Raw genomic sequence first — 15,517 nt, 5'->3', positions numbered from 1 at the left:
AGGTGTGTGATTGGTTGGTGTGATCCGCGGTGTGTGAAGCCTTACCCACGCCCCACACCTCTAGGCACTACATGTGCAGAAGCCCCAGACACTAGCATTGTGGCAGCCTTTACCACGCCCCAGAACCTCAGCTGTGCGGAACCCCCTTTAGGAAATCCAGAAAAAATAAAATTTCGACCCCTTTAGGCGCAGGGAGGATTTACGGGGGCTTAGTTGTCCCGAGCGCCCCTCGCAAAAATTAAAGAATGGGCTGGGCTTGGGCGGTGCCTGCCGTTGTGATTGGCTCTGTGGCTCTCTCTGTGCTACGCTGTGCCAGTGGTGGTGCCTATGCCGTGCCCATGGCTCGCTGTGTGTCTCTCGTGGTCTCTCATGGCTCTGTGTGCGCGTTCGTGCGTGGTGTGTGCATGGCTGTGGTACTACCATAGGGATAGGCATGGGCACAGGGATAGGGATAGCACCATAGCATAGATAGGATAGGGATAGCATGGAGCTGTGAGGTAGCGTGTGAGGCGTGGGGTAGCGCCTGCCTATCCATCTATCTAATGATAGCTAGAGCCCTTGTGTGGTGGTGTGAGAGGGCTGTGTGAAGGTACTGTGATAGCTGTAGCTACTAGCCCCAAGGCTGGTGGTATGGTATAATAGGCATGATAGATACCGCCTAGAATAAGGCTGTGCCCAAAGGATTGACCACGCCCAAAGGATAGGTACTCCCAGAATGATAGGGCTATGGAAACATAGGCACCTCAGAATTAAGACCGCCTCCAGAATTAAAGGGCTGTAATAAATAGGGAACTCCATAAATATCTCTTACATAAAATGAAAGGCTGCTGTTATTTTAGTGGTGGCTAGAATTACATATTTTCACAAAGTCAAAAACGCAACAATATGGGCTCGTTCTTGTGGATAACTTTTCAATCAGCTTTTTTCACAAGCCAACCTCCAACCGCTAGAATGAAAAGCCTATTGTACCAAGGGTTTCAGCGGATATTTTAGACCTTCTTTGTATAATCTATCTTATGTAAAGTACCTCCAAATATGGAAGTTTAGTGTTATTTTATGAAAGCCGCTGTTAGAATTTTAATGGTTGACTTCTCGAAATTTTCTGTTAGGATTCCTAACTTGTGGAAGTAGCAAGCGAGATCAGCTAACAACAAAAAGCAATCAACACACCATAATAAGAAACGCCAAACCAAACCAACGAAAAAACAAACCACTATTTATGATTGATCCGCTTGCCTGCTTCTTTCTTAGGATCGTTGGGAAGGTGTGTGGCAGAAACTTCTCTTAAGGCTCTCAGAAGCTGCCAGAACCCCTATATATGTTTTATGTTTAGTTGTGTTAGGTTTACAGTCATTTGCAACCAATTGGCAAAGGATCGGCAAAGGATATCCAACAAACTATCTAACAGCCTAGCTCCAAAGCAATATATCAAAACTTTACATATCACTTCCCAAAACGCCTCTTAAAACATATGAACAACCATTCATATATCCATAATAATGCTAAACTTAAACCCCTCCAGAAAGTAGCTTGTCTATACATGCTCCAAAGCCTTATCTTATGGGCGTTTGCTTAACTATCACAAATGATATCCCAAACGCAACTTTTGATAGTAAAATAAGAGTCTTTTGTGAGGGTTCACACCTTGGCAAAGGCTATTTTAACTCCATAATGATATGGAATAATAGAGACCATGAAAGAGCCTAAGCAGTACCGTTGGCAACCATTGTTATAACATGTTATAATTGGTTCATCAAAAGCTAAAAGGAGCGTGATAACATGCAATCAATTAAAGTCCGTAAGATCGGCAATAGCGTGGGCATTATTTTGCCAAAAGAGCTGGGATTGAAAAACGGGGATACTCTCCAAGCAGAAAAGGAAGGAAACCTTTTTATTTTAGACACCACTCAAACAGCCAAGGAGCATGATAGAAAGCTGATTGAAGAAAGTTTCCAAGACTTTGAAAAAGGTTTGACCGTATCAGAAAACGAAATGAGAGCAGCCTTTGGAAAGTATGGTTGGAATTAGATGGAAGAGTACACACTAGTTTATTCTAAGAGCTTTCAGACCAGCCTAGAAACAATCATAGACGAATGGGAAAACGAGCTGGAGCTTTCTCCAGAAAGCATAAAAAGATTTGTGGGAGCTATACAAAAGGCTTTAGAGCTTACCAAAACTTTCCCGAAAATGTATGAGGAAGTTTCCGAAATATACGGAATGGATATCCCAACATATCGGATCGTGATCGGCAAAAGCTATGCCTTATTTTATCGGATCGACCATGCTAAAAAAGAGATACTTGTAGGACGTATTTTCCAATCTAAACAAATGAAGCTAGACTTTTAAAGAGAAGCCTTTGGGCGGTGTGGCAAGCCGTGGCAAGGCTTCTTTTTTGATCCATAGCAGTTACTTGGGAAAGATACTTGGGAAGCCGTGGGCACACCTATGAAAGCGACTTCTTATGGATACCAACCTTATTGGTGTCGCCTTCATTAATAAGCTTCACGGGCAGCGCCGTGCGCGTAACTCACAGGCATAGCTTACTTCTTATTAAAAACTTTGCTCCATCTTATTTCATATTCCATTCCTATCCCATGAAGAAGCTTTTTAATAAGCTTTTCAGAACGCCCGCTCTTAATGCTTTCTTACTAATGCTTTTCCAATGCTTCTTATTATCTCTTATTAATTGATGGATATCTCTTTTAATTATTCTTACTCTTTCTTTTATGGTTATTCCATCATGAGTGAAACGAATGATAGATATATTTTATTAGACCTTTTCAAGAGACCTTTTAAATACATTTTAGGGATTTTTTATAAACGCTGTAACCTTAGAGCCTCAAGGGATAGAGCTGTTTTTTGAAAATTAGACATACCATAGAACCGACAAGTACATACCATAGAAGCGACATGGACATACCATAGAACCGACAACCGACATACCCAAGAACCGACATAAAAAATCTTGAATGTATAAAGCTACCAATAACTTTTATATATTGATATGGTATGATCGCTCTTGTGATTGGGGCGTTTTAGGTAGCTTTTAGAACGTTTTAGAAAACGCTTAAACATACGACCTTATACCTTTTGTAATGATTTTGTAACCATAGAATATAAGAACGAAAGTATAATAGTATTAGATAAAGTTATTCAACGGTTTTATATATCAAATTAATAAGGAGTGTTTTCCTATGGAAGAACGAGAATTTTATGAAGATACTGAAAACGAGATCAAGCCACCAGAGTTTATGATGCTAAAATACAAAAATGAGTTAAATGGGATCATAGGGCTGGCAAAGTGTACTCCAGAGGTTCAAAAAGTTTTCTTTTCCGCTTTAGCAGAGCTCCAAGCGAAATATCTAACAAGAGATAGTCAAGGAAGAGGCGTGGTGGTTATACCAGAAGGCGAAAAAGCAAGCGTGTTTATTCCTTTTGATCGCTGGAGAGAAATCTCTAACCTCGACCGCCGAAACACTCCAGCAGAATTTCAAAGAAAGTACTTAGAAATGGGCATAGAAATCCATAGCTTATGGGCTCGGATCGAGCGTGACAAAACTATTGATATAGTGCCTGCTCTTATGAAATATTCTATAGAACGGGATTTAAGCGGAGTAACGATCACTTTTAATAGTGAGTATATTTCTTGGATCAGTGAAGTATTAAAAGAGTTTACGCTCTTTAATCTAAAAGAGTTTACAGAACTACGATCCAAGCACTCTATGGCTCTTTACAGAATGCTAAAACAATACCAATCGAATGGCTGGTATAAAGTTAGCATTGAAGAGCTACGGCTGATCTTGGGAACCGATCCAGAGAAATATACAACAGCTCAATTCATGCAGAAAGTAGTACAAAAAGCAATTGCAGACTGTGAAAAGTACTTTGGGAAGATCAATCTCGAAAGATATTACAGTAAAAAGGGCGGAAGAAGGTTGGTTTCTGTAAAATTTAGCTATCAAAGAGTTAGAGATAAAGACTTATCGGAAGCCAATTCATACGATCCAGAACGAAATAAGAAACCAAAGGAAAATAAGAAAAAAGCAGCAACCGAACCAGCTCCAGAAAACAATCAACCAGAAGAAGGGGCAGAAGCAAATCATTTTGAATGGTAACACCTAACCAATAAACCAAAGTACTTGTAAGGCGCGAGGGCTCCTTTTAGAGCCTTCTAGCCCTATGCCAAACCAATTAAAACCACCAAACCAAGCAAAATAAAGGAGCTATAACCAACATGGAAAACACTAACAACCGACCAACTAACAACAGCAGAGCCGAGGCTATCAAAGCCTTTTCAAAATTGCAATCGAAAAAGATTAGTTTCATGCCTAACGAGCGTAGTATTAACGGCTTTCCAGAAAATCTATACTCTATCGAAAACTTTTCCTGCCAAGTTTGCGGAAACGTATGGAGTACTATTCTAGCCACAATCGTGAAAGAAGGTTGCCCAAAGTGTGAACATGATCGCTTAGGAATTTTTGCCGATCAAGTGGAATTTTAAGCGGATCGTTTACCAGAACCAGACAAAAACAGTTGTTTAAATAATCGAAAAAACCCTGTAACCGTTATGGCTATGGGGTTTTTGTGTATTTGAGATAATTTCCAAGGGTTATTTATGGATTTATTTTAAAAAACCTATTGCATTATACTACCACTGGTAGTAATATAAATATATCGAAAGGGTACGAGGGTTAAAGCGTAATGGCGGAATGAGTACCGTTCTCTTTTGAAAATACCAAACCAACCAACTAAAGGAGAGAAAGTAATATGAAAGAAATGAAAATGAAGCAAGTAATTTATCCCGTGATTATTGGAGTTTTAGCTATCGCTCTTATTATCCTTGGTGTAAATTGCTATAACTTAAGCAAGGAAAATAATCAACTTGAGACCAAAAACAACAAGCAAGAAATCCAAATAGCCAAGCAAGCTTACGTTATCAGCGATTACAAGACTTATTTTCGTGAAAACTATGTAGACACCGTGAAATATCGCTCCCACTTCACTGATAAACAAATTTTAAATGTTTATCGAGAAGCTCTTAGAGATGGAAAAATCAGCGATGAGGGAGGAAACTAGTGGAAGAGCTCATTTTGCTGGCTATGTTATTACAGGAAAAGAAGCGTGAACGAGAAGCCGAACAGCTGGAAAGAATCCGAATAGGATATGAGGAAGCAGATCGGGAAAGAAATCAGAAAATAGAGGAGCTGGAGAAGCGTATCCAAGAACTTTCCAAAAACTATGATAATAACCAAGAATGGGAACAAGAGTGGCGGAAAATCATTGGTATAAAGGAAAATGAATACTTAGTGAGAAAGCCACCAGAAGAAGAGGAAGACCCTTGGAGCGATTTCTAACTAAAAATCGGAAGGGAGGTGGTAAGTTGGAGAAAAAGGAAGATTTATTGAACGCTTTTAAGAACCTTGACGAAAAAGACCAACTCAAGGCGTTATTAAGGCTTCATGATATAACATACAGCGATATTGCTGAAAGATTGACCGTTAAAAAAGGCGAGAGGGCAGGACAAAAAGGCGTTAGCCTTGTGACTGTACAAAAAGCTTTCCAATCAAAGACCAACTTGGAGAGTGATCGCTGGAAAGAAATTGTAAAAGTCGCTACCAAGCTAATTGAAGAGCGACAAAACGACCAGAACAAAGCATAAAAAAAGCCCGTCCATTTACCGCCGACCAAAGCAATAAAATGAACGAGCCACACCATTTACTTTTATAGGTAACCACACCCATAAAAGCTACCAAACCATTTACCAAATAACCACTAAGGAGATTTAGAAATGATTAGAAAACTTAATAATATCAAGCTTTCTTTGGCAATTTTAACACTATTTTTTGGAATTTACAATAATTCAAAAATGGCTTTGTTTTTTCTTACGTTATTGATATTCATGAATTTAATTATTTCTAATTGGAGTGAATTAGAAAAAGAAGAGCCAGCGACTCGATCCCTAAAGAAAGCCCAAGCCGATCGGGAGGGAGTTACATGTTAGGAAGTTTCAAGAAAGATAGTGTTATCCAACGTAGGGGAGTTTTAACCTCTAAGCAGCAGAAGAAAATTGGTAAACAAGCAACCTTTCTGCCCGTCCGAGATCAAGCCAACCAAAAAGAACTAATTGGCGTTTGTGTAGGGTTTACTTCCGAGAAGTTTTTTCCAATAATAGAGTGTGAAATTAATGGAATCACTACTAGAGAAGTTGCTAGAAAGGTTTTGAAGTGGCATACCAAACCAACCAAACCAAAACCAACCATAAGAAACGTTAAAAACGTTCCTAAGAGCGTTTGAAAATTAAATTAAGGGAGATTTAAGAATGAACAACAAAAACACCAAAAATACCAAAAATACCAACACTAACCACGAGAAGAGAAGCTTACCAGATAAGCTTTTCAAAAAGAAGAAGAATGGAAAAATCTCTTTCCTTAAGTTGATAGGATGGGCAATTTTAGCGCTTTTCATAATCGCGTTAATATATCAACCCATCATTAACTAGAGACGTAACAGACAGCAAGAAGCTTGCTAAGTTGGATAGCTATAGCTCTACGAAAATGGAAGGCTCTAGCGACTTATTCATTAACTATTATCTAGGATTGCCAGAAGAATAACCACAACCACCAAGAAAGGAAGAAACAGAATGACTAAACGGAAAAGACACAGTGCCCATTTTAAATATACGGTTTTGGAATACGTAAGGGAAAACGCGGGTAAGGAATCCATCCCAAACATGGCAAAGCGTTTCGAAATGTCCCCACAGACCTTATATAATTGGATATATTACAATGAGGCAATTCTTGACCTTCTGAATGACACTGGAAAACACCATTTAAATAAATATTTGTACGGCGAAAAACGTATTATGAAAGTTTCCAATAAGGAGGAGCATAATGGTTAAATACAACGATTATAGAGACGAATACAAAGAGGGAGACTGGAAAGTACACATCCTCACACAGAGAAGTTTCACGACTTTGCAATAAGTAGCCAACGAGTATGAAAATCAATTGATAACTAGAGCAGAAGCTATCCAAAGGGCTAGAGCTCTAGCAGAATCCAGCTACAAAGATTTCCAAACACTAGAAAAAGAAGCGTATGACGCAACGCCAGAAGAGGCAGCCAAGAAATACACTATCGAACCAATGGAAATATATGACGGGTTTATATCCGAGTGGTGTATGTTTTATGATGATATAGGAGGCAAGGAGTGAATGAAAAACGTTTTTCTAGTCTGTGTTATTGTGGCGCTGGGCGGTGCTGTAATATACACCTCCACAGAAATCAGTAAGCTAAACGACCAGCTGGAAAGTATGCAGATAGCCAACGATCAGCTCCAGAGAAAGTTAGAGGAATCAAGTAGCACGACAGCCCAAAGCTCCACCATGGAAGGAGCCGCAGCCGAAAGCTCAACAGCCACTACAGAAGCTACCACAACGCCCGCTAACGTTATATACACTATTGGAGACACTAACTATAACTTTCCAGCCAGCGGGCTAACTATAGAGCAAGATACCTCCAGAGAAGGAAGAATGGGCACACTCGATCATGAATACCCCGTTTTAATCACTGATAGCAACGGTACGCGGTCTGGCTGGCTAATCGCTGATAACTACGATAAGAATTGCTCCATAGTGGTGGGCAGTGAGACGGTCTACAAAGGTACGCAAAGCTCATAAGTTCGATATGCCTGTACAGCCTCTTTATAATTGAATTTACAGAGAAGAAGAATTATTGGACTTTTTGAATGGGCTCAATTGTTATAAACTTAATAAGTGGCTTTGAGCCAAGAGTATAAAAAACGAAAGAAGAGAAGAAGAAATGAAAAAGGTACTACTTACAGTTAGTTTGTTGGCTAACGTAGTGTTGGCGGGAGCACTGATTTACACAACCATGGAAATAAATAAGCTCGATGACCAGCGGGAAAATTTACAGATCGCTAACGATCAACTGGAAAGGAAGCTTGATGGATCGACCAGCACTAGCAAGGGCGCTCCAGAAGCCACAGAAGAGGGCACAGGCGTTTCTACCACTAGCACAGTAGAAAGTTACACAGACACCACAGAAAGCACTGCGAGAGCTCAAGAGACACCCCAAGCAGAAGCAGCAACACAAGGTAAAACAATGCCATTCACATTATACGGAAATCTATACTATTTTGACGGTTTCAATGGGCGGATTGCTGAAAGAGAAGGACTTGCCAAAATGCAAGAGAATGCTACAGTTAGCCCCGTAACTGTAAGCATGGTTGGGGGAACTACCTATAATAACGCTGATTTATACACCAACACACACGACAATACCGCAACTATTGTGGTAGATGGTAAAACCATTCTTAGTGGGACATATGAACATGAAGGAGTACAATAGCATGAGGATCAACAAAGAAAAGCTTAAAAGGTATTCTTACCCAGCTTTTCAACTGGCTATTGAAGTGTTTGCCGAGCGATCAAAAGAAGACGATCAAATTTTAGAGGATCAGAAGCTAAAAGATACAATCAAGCAAGCAATCAGAGAAGTAGAATCAGAAAAGGAGATTGAAGAATGAAAAAAGTATTAATTGGAATTGGGGTAGTGGTAGGATTGTTTTTCCTATCAGCAATAGTGGCAGGCGTTGCGGGCGCTGGCAAAGAATCCGAAAAAGATACTCCAAAGCAGACCGAAACCAGCACAAAAGTAAGCTCCAGCAAAGAAGAGCAATCAAAAGAAGCGGAATCGAAAGAGAAAGATAACTCCAGCTCCAGCAGTAGCGTTTCAGAAAGTAGCAGCCAAGAAGCTAGCAGTACTCCAGCAAGTAGCACAGAAGCTGCCTCCGCAGATCAGAAAGAGGCTCTACAAAACTTAATAACTAACTGGACGTATTTCAAGACTGATTTAAGCGGCTTTCCTCGTGAATACGTGGTTAAGCACCTGCAAAAAGACTTAGCTGGGAAAAATTTTGATCTAACAATGGTTGGATTTGCTCCAGATAGTTTGCCGGTAACTAGTGGAAACACCTTGGCAAACTTCATTAATGAAGCCAAAACTTTTGCAACTGACTCCAGCACCGATGAAACTAGTTATCAGAATCGAATTAATGAAATGATCGCAGAAGCAACAACCCAAATTCAGCAATTAAAAGACCTTAAAGCAAATATGTAAAAACACATAGACCATTAACAAGCATTCTAAGGATTTCTAACGGGTAAACACCTTACTCCAAGAATTTAAAAGCCTTAGAATGCTCGTATATACACCAATTCACGACCACTCGACCAATGGAAGTGAAGTCAATAAAAGCACCTTGCCAAAACCATACCAAACCAACAAAAGGAGAGATTTTAAATGAAGTATTATGCTAAAGTTTTAACTACTAAAAATAACCATGTAACAAAAACTACTAGCAACAGCTCCAAAGATCGCTTTTACAACAGGAGGCGCCCCGCATGTTTATGCTTATTCTTGCCCTAATGCTTGTGGCTCTTCCATTATTCATTAGCTTTAGTTATGGAAGGCATAGAACTATAGTTTGCTTATGCTTGCTTTTTGTGTGGCTCTTTCCTTGGCTATGGATTGTTGCCCTTATCTTTTCTTGCGTGGGAAAGAGCTCCCGACAACGCCGATTAGAACGCCAATTCTTTGAGAACTATGGAAAGAAACCTTTTAAATAAAGCTAGTTAAAATTAAGAAGCCCTTTGCCGATTGTTGGCAAGGGGCTTTTTATTTATTCCAAAAAGTGAAAGCATGATTGCCCCCAAATTTTAGGGGCGTTATGGTTACTTTTCTTTGCTCATTGTTCGTTTTCTTAATACTTCAAACTGATTTTTGAAGGTTCTTTGTTGCTCCTCTGTTAAGGAATCAATGAGAATGGATAAAGCTCTCGAAACTACTTCTTTCTGATTTTCTCCAATTCCTATTAAGGAAAGAGCATTAATTTTATCCCTTAACTCAGAATCTATTTTCATGCTAGCAGGCTTTGGAACATATTGGGGTTCTTTAATATCCTTTTTCTTGCTATCAAGTTTAAATGTTTCTTTGGGGGTTATGGGTTTTCCCCTATCCAAGCTTTTATTTCTGTTACTCCTTACTAGCTTACTCATTTTCAAATTCCTCAATTCTATCAATGATTTCAGCAGCAACTAATTGGTAAACGTCATGAACTTTTTGATCGTGCATATCGTCGTTAGTGATCCCTGTAAGATCATATCTTTTTAAGCGCTCCATGTTTTTGATAGTAGTTTCAAAGATGTTACTTTCTCCAAATACTTCTTTAGCATTTTCTAAAGTAGCAATATCAACGGGAGCACCATTTTTAAGCAATACGGGTAGTATCCCAAGTATCTCTAAGGTAGGCGCTTGGTAATCATTAATTACTTCATTTTGAATGTAATTTACAAAAGCTTCCGCTCCCTGTAGTGATCGTTCGTGAGTCTGTAGAACGATAATACAATAGTCACTCATATAAAGTGCCGAATCAGTTATTAAGCTAATAGTTGGTGGAATATCAATAATAATATAGTCATATTTATCTTTTAAAGGTTGGATAAGTTTGTTTAGATAGTGAACTCTTTCTGTATAATCAGCTACGCCTTCCATAAATCGTGGATATAGTGAAAAGTCTGGAGCCGATGGAAGTATATCCAAATTGGGCTTAATTGAAATTAGTGCGGCTTCCAAATCTTCATTTTGGATCGCTGCCATTAAAGTATGAGAGAAGCTAGTTATCTCATTTTCAAAGTTGCTTTTCGTTTTGAGGTATAAATTTGTTGCGTTTGCTTGTGGATCAAGGTCAATTAAAAGCGTTTTCTCTCCGTTTTCTGCTAAAGCGTTGCCTGTCATAGTTGCATTAGTCGTTTTTCCTGTACCACCCTTGAAATTTCCAAATGTTATTATTTTCGCTGGCATTGATACACCCTCCTAAACTTTTCTATGTAACTTTTCTTCATATGAATACTTTAGCAAAAAAGTTCGACCACGTCAAACGGTATTCAAGTATTCGAGTATTCAAGTATTCTGGTATCCAAGTATTCAGGTATTCAAGTATTCAAAATAGAAAAAGATAGAAAGCTGTAATATAAAGGGTTACGAGCTTCCTATCTTTTTAACAAAAGTATTCAAGTATTCGAGTATTCAAGTATTCTAAGGTATTCAAGTATTCAGGTATTCGAGTATTCAAGTATTAAATAATACCGTTTTGAATTTTCTATTTACAAGGAAAGCTGCTTGAGGTAAGGTAAATTAAAAGCAAATAGAAAATAAAAAAAACCTAGTCTATTGCAATATGGAAGCTACCAACTTCCAGCAATATGACGGGTTCCCTACCACGAAAACCAATCATAAAGGCAATAAACTAAGTTAATTTCTTACCAAGAGTATAGGAAATTAAGCGTGTATTGTCAAGTTAATTGGTTAATTTTGTGAGCGGGAGCCCTAGAAAAGGTTCTCGCTTTTTTTGTTGATCAAAAATCGAATAACAACAGTGACGGGCTCCAATAACAGAGGTAGGGAGCTTATGCTAAGACGTGGAAAGGTAGGCGCCACACCTCGCAAAGGCTACCCGTGGGCACGTGGTTTGACAGCCGCTGCGTGATCGTAGTTAACGCAAGGAAAATGGTGGTGGCTACCAGCAGACTGTATAAACAAAGCAAAAGGCTAGGGCGGAACATGTTTGAGAGCAACCCTCCCCATACAAGCAAAAGCGGTGTTTACACGAGTTAGACCGATCGACAACTCAAACTCACTTGTATTGGTTTCCTAGGGCACATTGACGGTGTAAAGGGTTGTAAGTCTATACCAAAGACTTTTTTTCTCGCAATACAAGGGAGAAATCTGCCCAAAACCTTGGCTCCGCCTACGGTCAAGCCCCAATAACACATCGCTTCCCACTTTTCGGAGCTTATGAAACGCTTACATGGAAACCTATTGAATAACGTGTTATATACGAGCATTCTAAGCGCTTGTTTATCTAAAATCAAGGTAACCATAGGATAAAATAGCTTAAAACGCTCGATATTAACACCTATTAAATTACATAGTGAAGCAGAAGGAGCAGGCGTGGGCAAGGCTTTGGCATTAAAAAAGAGCTACTCCAATAGCTTAGAGTAACTCTTCTCTGTGTCTCTTAAGTGTCTGTCTTTGGTCTGGTCTTAGAGGTCTAGCGGTGTCTCAAAGGTCATTAATCGCTTTGACAAGTTGCTCCAGAGTCTCATATTTCGCCGTGCGGTGGTTAAGGCTATATAAGTAGTATGGAGGGAGTGCCAACAGCCGTGCTAGCTTGCTATCAAAAACGATCTTATGCTCTTTTTTAACAGCTTTTACCTTAAGACTAACGCAAGCTCGTAGCGTATCCAGTGTGGGAAATAAGGCTTCTTGCAGATTGGCTCCATGTAAAACCAAGCTAGCCAAGCCGTTATGGATTCGTTGGAGTGTGCTGTAAGAAGCGTTTTGGATCTCAGATTCATAAAAAGGAGTGTTATTCCGATACCCGCAAGCTTTTGCGATCCGCTCTAAGCTAGCCACTTTCCGCACCTCCAGAACCTCTTCATAAACCATGTGACGGATAACTTCCAGAGAAGGAAGCTCTAGCTCCTCAGTGTTGGTAAATGTTCCTAGAATTTCTGTGGTGCTGTAAAAGGCAACTGATTGCCCTAAGATTGGTATTTGATACATCTAATTTCATACCTCCATTAAATTAATCATTGATAATATCTAAAATGTGTCTGGATTGCTCTGGGAAGTCATGCAATAGCTTAGAAACTTGACTAACACTCATTTTTGCAATTTCTTGGTCACTTGGAAGCGTTGGAGTTGGTTTTTCATAGCTTGGCAACGCGCCTGCTTCTGAAAGGCTCTCAAGTTCATTATAGATTGACGTTGCGCGCTCGACACTGCCAGAAGCTAGCTCGTTGTCAAGGGCTTGTTGTAACTCTTCCACACGTTCTTGGTAAGCATTCTCTGGAGGTGCTACGCGGCTAGCAATCTTTTCCAATAGCTCTTCTTGGCGGACGTTGCTAAGGCTATCAAACTTCTGTTTATACCCGCCAATAAGCTCATTCATTGCCAAAGTGATTGGCGTACCACTTGCCAGCGCCTCAATTTCAGCTTGTTTGTACTCTTCCAAAGAAGGGATTGCTGCGCCGTGTCGTTCGATTGCTTCCAGAACGCCGCTGTTTTCAAGGATTGCCGAGGCGCTTACCTCGCTAAGTCCTGCGCTTTGGATATTGTTAAATAGTTCTGTTTGATATTCATTCATATTGGAAAACTCCTTCATTAGTTTATTTTGGTGGTGCTTGGATATGGTTTGCTATAACAAAGATTTCAAATAAAAACCTTTGCGCTGACAGCTATTTTTGGGGTATATAGGGCTTGGAAGGTAAACACCTAGGGCAATTATTACAACCCCGAAAACCTTTGCGCTCACGCATGTTTTTTTCAAAAATCTTTGTTATAACGCATGTTTAAAAGTAGGTCACTCTGCGCCTTTTTCCGAGGCGTTGTAGAGAATAATGTAGGAGCTTTTAACAACTTGCCCTCCAGACTTGAGATTGTTTTCCCCGTCTTGGTTGTGTAGTACACTTCCATAATTTCAGTGATAAGGTTTTCGCGAACGATCTTAGAAATGGTAGTAGGAACAGTTGTGTAAATGCTCCACTCTTGCGTGATTGGATCAAAGCTGATAAGAGTTTCCTGCTCTTCCTTGGTTGCTTTGGGACACGTGCGAACACCTTTCTCTGCTTTGTATTCCTCTAATAACTCTTTTACTGTTTTCTGATTGTTTTCCATAATAGTTGGCTCCTTCATATTAGTATGTTTAGTTAGTGCTTTACTCTTTCGATTTCAAAAACTCGGATAAGCTTTCCTCGTAGTGATCCGCTAAAAAGGTTAGCTTGAGAGATCGGCAAGCTTTGATCTTATCCAAAAGGTTTGCCACTATGTATTTCTCGGACTCGTTAAGATCAAAAGCTTTGGCAAGCTCGTTTACATCATTTGTTAATAGATTCAACAATGTTAAAAACTCCTTTATTACAGTTTCTTTTGTCGGCATTTTTGCAGTAGTGTATGTGGAGATACATATATTTCTTTGCAGTTCGCTTTGAAAGACTCAAACTCTGATACATTTTCCAAGGACTCTATTTCCTCTAGCGGAATAGAAGCTAAGCGCTTGGCAACCTCCACAAGTTCTGGAGGGTATAGGTTCGTAGTCCCAAGCTTCATTTGTGGAGGCATTATAGGCGCGTTAATATCAAGCCTCTGTAATAAGTGACTTAACACCACGTTCTTGCGCGCAAAGCTCTGCTTAATGGTTTTGAAATCGGCTTTCAGTTGGTCAATCTCAGAAGCAGGCAAGAAAATTGCGACCGTCCTTTTCCCGTAGTTATCAGAGGGAACGGCTTTGGGCACTTCCTTAAGCTCTTCACGCTCCCATAGATATGAGAAATTATGGATCACTTCCAAAAGCTTCTCTCTGCTTTCTTCTGCAGCCCATTCAGCAGGTATGACAAGGGATAGCTCCCTACTGTTTGTTATTACACCTTGCGCCTTATGGCGGTCTCGGATACGCTCCCCGCCGTACTCCTCATTAATTTGTTTCCATCTATCGCTCGGTTTCAATGCAACAACACTCCTCATGTATATGTATTTTGGATAAGTATTTGGGATAAATATCTGGAAACGCAAAGAGGAGCTAAGTTGCCCCGTCTTTACGTGTTTGCTTTCGCAAAACTCTTCCCATTACATCTAAAAGCCTTTTTAGAAGCCTATTCTTAGACTTAACTCCGGAAAACCCACCAATTTTCCTAAGTTATTTTTGGAGCCGTGAAAGCTCCCTAGCCGTCCCAAGGCTCTTGGAAGGACTAGGCAACCACCAACAAGCAAGAAGCAAGTTGGTAGGCTCCACTAACCACTGTATTGGATATGATCCCGTTAGAGCCGTTAAGCTCCCATAATTCCTCTAAAAAGCTTTCTGACAGCGCCAAGAACCACAAGGGAGAGAAGGCAAGCTTTTTTAGAGGAATTATGGGAACTCCCAGCAAGTCAGAAGCAAGCTGGAAACTCGTCACAACAAACCACTAAGCGGGCGACAAACCGCCGAAAGGTTAGAGCGTTTCCGCGCTCTGAAAGACCTGCTAACTTGGGAGCTTAGCGAAAGCATACCCACAGTAAGGAGAGACAAGCTTGTTGTTAGCAAGTCTTTCAGAACGCCCGAGAGTTAGCATTGCATAAGCTTATTAGCAGAGCTTTGCCAACCGCTCGGATATTCTTAGAAAGGAGTTGTGTTTGCATTAATTTGGAAAAACATTAGATTGGAAAATCGAAAATGAAAGAAGCAATATATGAACAACCCAAAAACAACCAAAGCCAGAAAGGTTTATTATTGGAGTGAAGGGCTTTATCCCTCTACCTAGAAACGCAAATAGCTCGGAATTTTGTCCACATTTATGAGTATTTTCACCGCTTACATTAAAGTCCTTAATGAAACCTTAATAAATATATAAATAGACCCCATGCAATACCCCATATCTTAAAGCACGGGCGGTGTGAA

Annotated in this window: 21 protein-coding genes; 15 read left to right on the top strand and 6 right to left on the bottom strand. The window is 39.9% G+C overall.

The genetic code is table 11. The features are described from left to right. The first annotated feature begins 1,779 nt into the window (after positions 1-1,779). The 15 genes from IGL70_RS14470 to IGL70_RS14400 all read left to right on the top strand — a co-directional run bounded on the left by IGL70_RS14470 (position 1,780) and on the right by IGL70_RS14400 (position 9,138). Positions 1,780-2,028, top strand: coding sequence for an AbrB/MazE/SpoVT family DNA-binding domain-containing protein (locus IGL70_RS14470; RefSeq protein ID WP_113844083.1), 249 nt, complete (start codon positions 1,780-1,782; stop codon positions 2,026-2,028). Continuing rightward, on the top strand, positions 2,029-2,346 hold the full coding sequence (locus IGL70_RS14465) for a type II toxin-antitoxin system RelE/ParE family toxin (RefSeq protein ID WP_010725430.1): 318 nt from the start codon (positions 2,029-2,031) through the stop codon (positions 2,344-2,346). It begins immediately after the preceding gene. A gap of 848 nt (positions 2,347-3,194) precedes the next feature. Continuing rightward, the gene (locus tag IGL70_RS14460) at positions 3,195-4,115 is read left to right on the top strand and encodes a replication initiation protein (protein WP_010722025.1); all 921 of its coding nucleotides are present in this window, start codon (positions 3,195-3,197) and stop codon (positions 4,113-4,115) included. A 119-nt stretch (positions 4,116-4,234) separates the two neighbouring features. Further along, positions 4,235-4,501 (top strand): hypothetical protein, encoded by a 267-nt coding sequence (locus IGL70_RS14455; protein WP_113844084.1) that lies wholly within the window; start codon positions 4,235-4,237, stop codon positions 4,499-4,501. 266 nt (positions 4,502-4,767) lie between these two features. After that, positions 4,768-5,076: a hypothetical protein gene (locus tag IGL70_RS14450; RefSeq protein WP_104807034.1), complete on the top strand. Its 309-nt coding sequence runs from the start codon at positions 4,768-4,770 to the stop codon at positions 5,074-5,076. After that, the gene (locus tag IGL70_RS14445) at positions 5,076-5,354 is read left to right on the top strand and encodes a hypothetical protein (protein ID WP_113844070.1); all 279 of its coding nucleotides are present in this window, start codon (positions 5,076-5,078) and stop codon (positions 5,352-5,354) included. Before IGL70_RS14450 ends, IGL70_RS14445 begins: the two co-directional genes overlap by 1 nt. A gap of 26 nt (positions 5,355-5,380) precedes the next feature. Beyond that, complete coding sequence (locus tag IGL70_RS14440) at positions 5,381-5,659, top strand: hypothetical protein (protein ID WP_240187872.1); 279 nt, start codon at positions 5,381-5,383, stop codon at positions 5,657-5,659. Between the two features lie 129 nt (positions 5,660-5,788). After that, entirely contained in the window at positions 5,789-6,001 is a 213-nt protein-coding gene (locus IGL70_RS14435; RefSeq protein WP_113809327.1) for a hypothetical protein, read from the top strand. Further along, entirely contained in the window at positions 5,995-6,294 is a 300-nt protein-coding gene (locus tag IGL70_RS14430; RefSeq protein ID WP_240187873.1) for a hypothetical protein, read from the top strand. The genes IGL70_RS14435 and IGL70_RS14430 overlap by 7 nt, the downstream gene beginning before the upstream one ends. A 346-nt stretch (positions 6,295-6,640) precedes the next feature. Then, complete coding sequence (locus IGL70_RS14425; protein ID WP_010725423.1) at positions 6,641-6,898, top strand: transposase; 258 nt, start codon at positions 6,641-6,643, stop codon at positions 6,896-6,898. Between the two features lie 109 nt (positions 6,899-7,007). Further along, the gene (locus tag IGL70_RS14420) at positions 7,008-7,211 is read left to right on the top strand and encodes a hypothetical protein (protein ID WP_113844073.1); all 204 of its coding nucleotides are present in this window, start codon (positions 7,008-7,010) and stop codon (positions 7,209-7,211) included. Further along, positions 7,212-7,676 carry a hypothetical protein gene (locus IGL70_RS14415; protein WP_113844074.1) on the top strand — a complete coding sequence of 155 codons (465 nt, stop codon included), beginning with the start codon at positions 7,212-7,214 and terminating at the stop codon, positions 7,674-7,676. It abuts the gene before it with no gap. Positions 7,677-7,818: 142 nt separating this feature from the next. Then, complete coding sequence (locus IGL70_RS14410) at positions 7,819-8,367, top strand: hypothetical protein (RefSeq protein WP_113844075.1); 549 nt, start codon at positions 7,819-7,821, stop codon at positions 8,365-8,367. Between the two features lies 1 nt (position 8,368). Then, complete coding sequence (locus tag IGL70_RS14405; protein WP_162781608.1) at positions 8,369-8,545, top strand: hypothetical protein; 177 nt, start codon at positions 8,369-8,371, stop codon at positions 8,543-8,545. Beyond that, positions 8,542-9,138: a hypothetical protein gene (locus tag IGL70_RS14400; RefSeq protein ID WP_104807041.1), complete on the top strand. Its 597-nt coding sequence runs from the start codon at positions 8,542-8,544 to the stop codon at positions 9,136-9,138. The genes IGL70_RS14405 and IGL70_RS14400 overlap by 4 nt, the downstream gene beginning before the upstream one ends. A 614-nt stretch (positions 9,139-9,752) precedes the next feature. On the opposite strand, the gene IGL70_RS14395 is transcribed toward IGL70_RS14400, so the two are convergent. The 6 genes from IGL70_RS14395 to IGL70_RS14370 all read right to left on the bottom strand — a co-directional run bounded on the left by IGL70_RS14395 (position 9,753) and on the right by IGL70_RS14370 (position 14,586). Next, positions 9,753-10,076, bottom strand: a complete 324-nt coding sequence (locus IGL70_RS14395; protein WP_010722029.1) for a DUF5388 domain-containing protein — start codon at positions 10,074-10,076, stop codon at positions 9,753-9,755. After that, a complete protein-coding gene (locus IGL70_RS14390) occupies positions 10,069-10,881 on the bottom strand; it encodes a ParA family protein (protein WP_113844077.1) in 813 nt (270 codons plus the stop codon). Before IGL70_RS14390 ends, IGL70_RS14395 begins: the two co-directional genes overlap by 8 nt. 1,260 nt (positions 10,882-12,141) lie before the next feature. Next, entirely contained in the window at positions 12,142-12,645 is a 504-nt protein-coding gene (locus tag IGL70_RS14385) for a hypothetical protein (protein ID WP_113844078.1), read from the bottom strand. Between the two features lie 22 nt (positions 12,646-12,667). Further along, positions 12,668-13,228: a hypothetical protein gene (locus IGL70_RS14380; protein WP_113844079.1), complete on the bottom strand. Its 561-nt coding sequence runs from the start codon at positions 13,226-13,228 to the stop codon at positions 12,668-12,670. Positions 13,229-13,407: 179 nt separating this feature from the next. Next, positions 13,408-13,758, bottom strand: a complete 351-nt coding sequence (locus IGL70_RS14375) for a hypothetical protein (RefSeq protein ID WP_113844080.1) — start codon at positions 13,756-13,758, stop codon at positions 13,408-13,410. 240 nt (positions 13,759-13,998) lie between these two features. Continuing rightward, entirely contained in the window at positions 13,999-14,586 is a 588-nt protein-coding gene (locus tag IGL70_RS14370; RefSeq protein ID WP_113844082.1) for a hypothetical protein, read from the bottom strand. Between the last annotated feature and the right edge of the window lie 931 nt (positions 14,587-15,517).

The sequence above is a fragment of the Enterococcus sp. DIV0901a genome (genome assembly GCF_051711525.1).
GTDB classification, from domain to species: domain Bacteria; phylum Bacillota; class Bacilli; order Lactobacillales; family Enterococcaceae; genus Enterococcus_B; species Enterococcus_B faecium.
Note: the sequence above shows the minus strand (reverse complement) of the source record. Positions and strands in the feature narration are given on the sequence as shown.

Bases quoted from the DNA above. Each gene is read 5' to 3' on its own strand.
- IGL70_RS14470 (WP_113844083.1), top strand. From the start codon at position 1,780: ATGCAATCAATTAAAGTCCGTAAGATCGGCAATAGCGTGGGCATTATT.
- IGL70_RS14465 (WP_010725430.1), top strand. From the start codon at position 2,029: ATGGAAGAGTACACACTAGTTTATTCTAAGAGCTTTCAGACCAGCCTA.
- IGL70_RS14460 (WP_010722025.1), top strand. From the start codon at position 3,195: ATGGAAGAACGAGAATTTTATGAAGATACTGAAAACGAGATCAAGCCA.
- IGL70_RS14455 (WP_113844084.1), top strand. From the start codon at position 4,235: ATGGAAAACACTAACAACCGACCAACTAACAACAGCAGAGCCGAGGCT.
- IGL70_RS14450 (WP_104807034.1), top strand. From the start codon at position 4,768: ATGAAAGAAATGAAAATGAAGCAAGTAATTTATCCCGTGATTATTGGA.
- IGL70_RS14435 (WP_113809327.1), top strand. From the start codon at position 5,789: ATGATTAGAAAACTTAATAATATCAAGCTTTCTTTGGCAATTTTAACA.
- IGL70_RS14430 (WP_240187873.1), top strand. From the start codon at position 5,995: ATGTTAGGAAGTTTCAAGAAAGATAGTGTTATCCAACGTAGGGGAGTT.
- IGL70_RS14425 (WP_010725423.1), top strand. From the start codon at position 6,641: ATGACTAAACGGAAAAGACACAGTGCCCATTTTAAATATACGGTTTTG.
- IGL70_RS14415 (WP_113844074.1), top strand. From the start codon at position 7,212: ATGAAAAACGTTTTTCTAGTCTGTGTTATTGTGGCGCTGGGCGGTGCT.
- IGL70_RS14410 (WP_113844075.1), top strand. From the start codon at position 7,819: ATGAAAAAGGTACTACTTACAGTTAGTTTGTTGGCTAACGTAGTGTTG.
- IGL70_RS14405 (WP_162781608.1), top strand. From the start codon at position 8,369: ATGAGGATCAACAAAGAAAAGCTTAAAAGGTATTCTTACCCAGCTTTT.
- IGL70_RS14400 (WP_104807041.1), top strand. From the start codon at position 8,542: ATGAAAAAAGTATTAATTGGAATTGGGGTAGTGGTAGGATTGTTTTTC.
- IGL70_RS14395 (WP_010722029.1), bottom strand. From the start codon at position 10,076: ATGAGTAAGCTAGTAAGGAGTAACAGAAATAAAAGCTTGGATAGGGGA.
- IGL70_RS14390 (WP_113844077.1), bottom strand. From the start codon at position 10,881: ATGCCAGCGAAAATAATAACATTTGGAAATTTCAAGGGTGGTACAGGA.
- IGL70_RS14385 (WP_113844078.1), bottom strand. From the start codon at position 12,645: ATGTATCAAATACCAATCTTAGGGCAATCAGTTGCCTTTTACAGCACC.
- IGL70_RS14380 (WP_113844079.1), bottom strand. From the start codon at position 13,228: ATGAATGAATATCAAACAGAACTATTTAACAATATCCAAAGCGCAGGA.
- IGL70_RS14375 (WP_113844080.1), bottom strand. From the start codon at position 13,758: ATGGAAAACAATCAGAAAACAGTAAAAGAGTTATTAGAGGAATACAAA.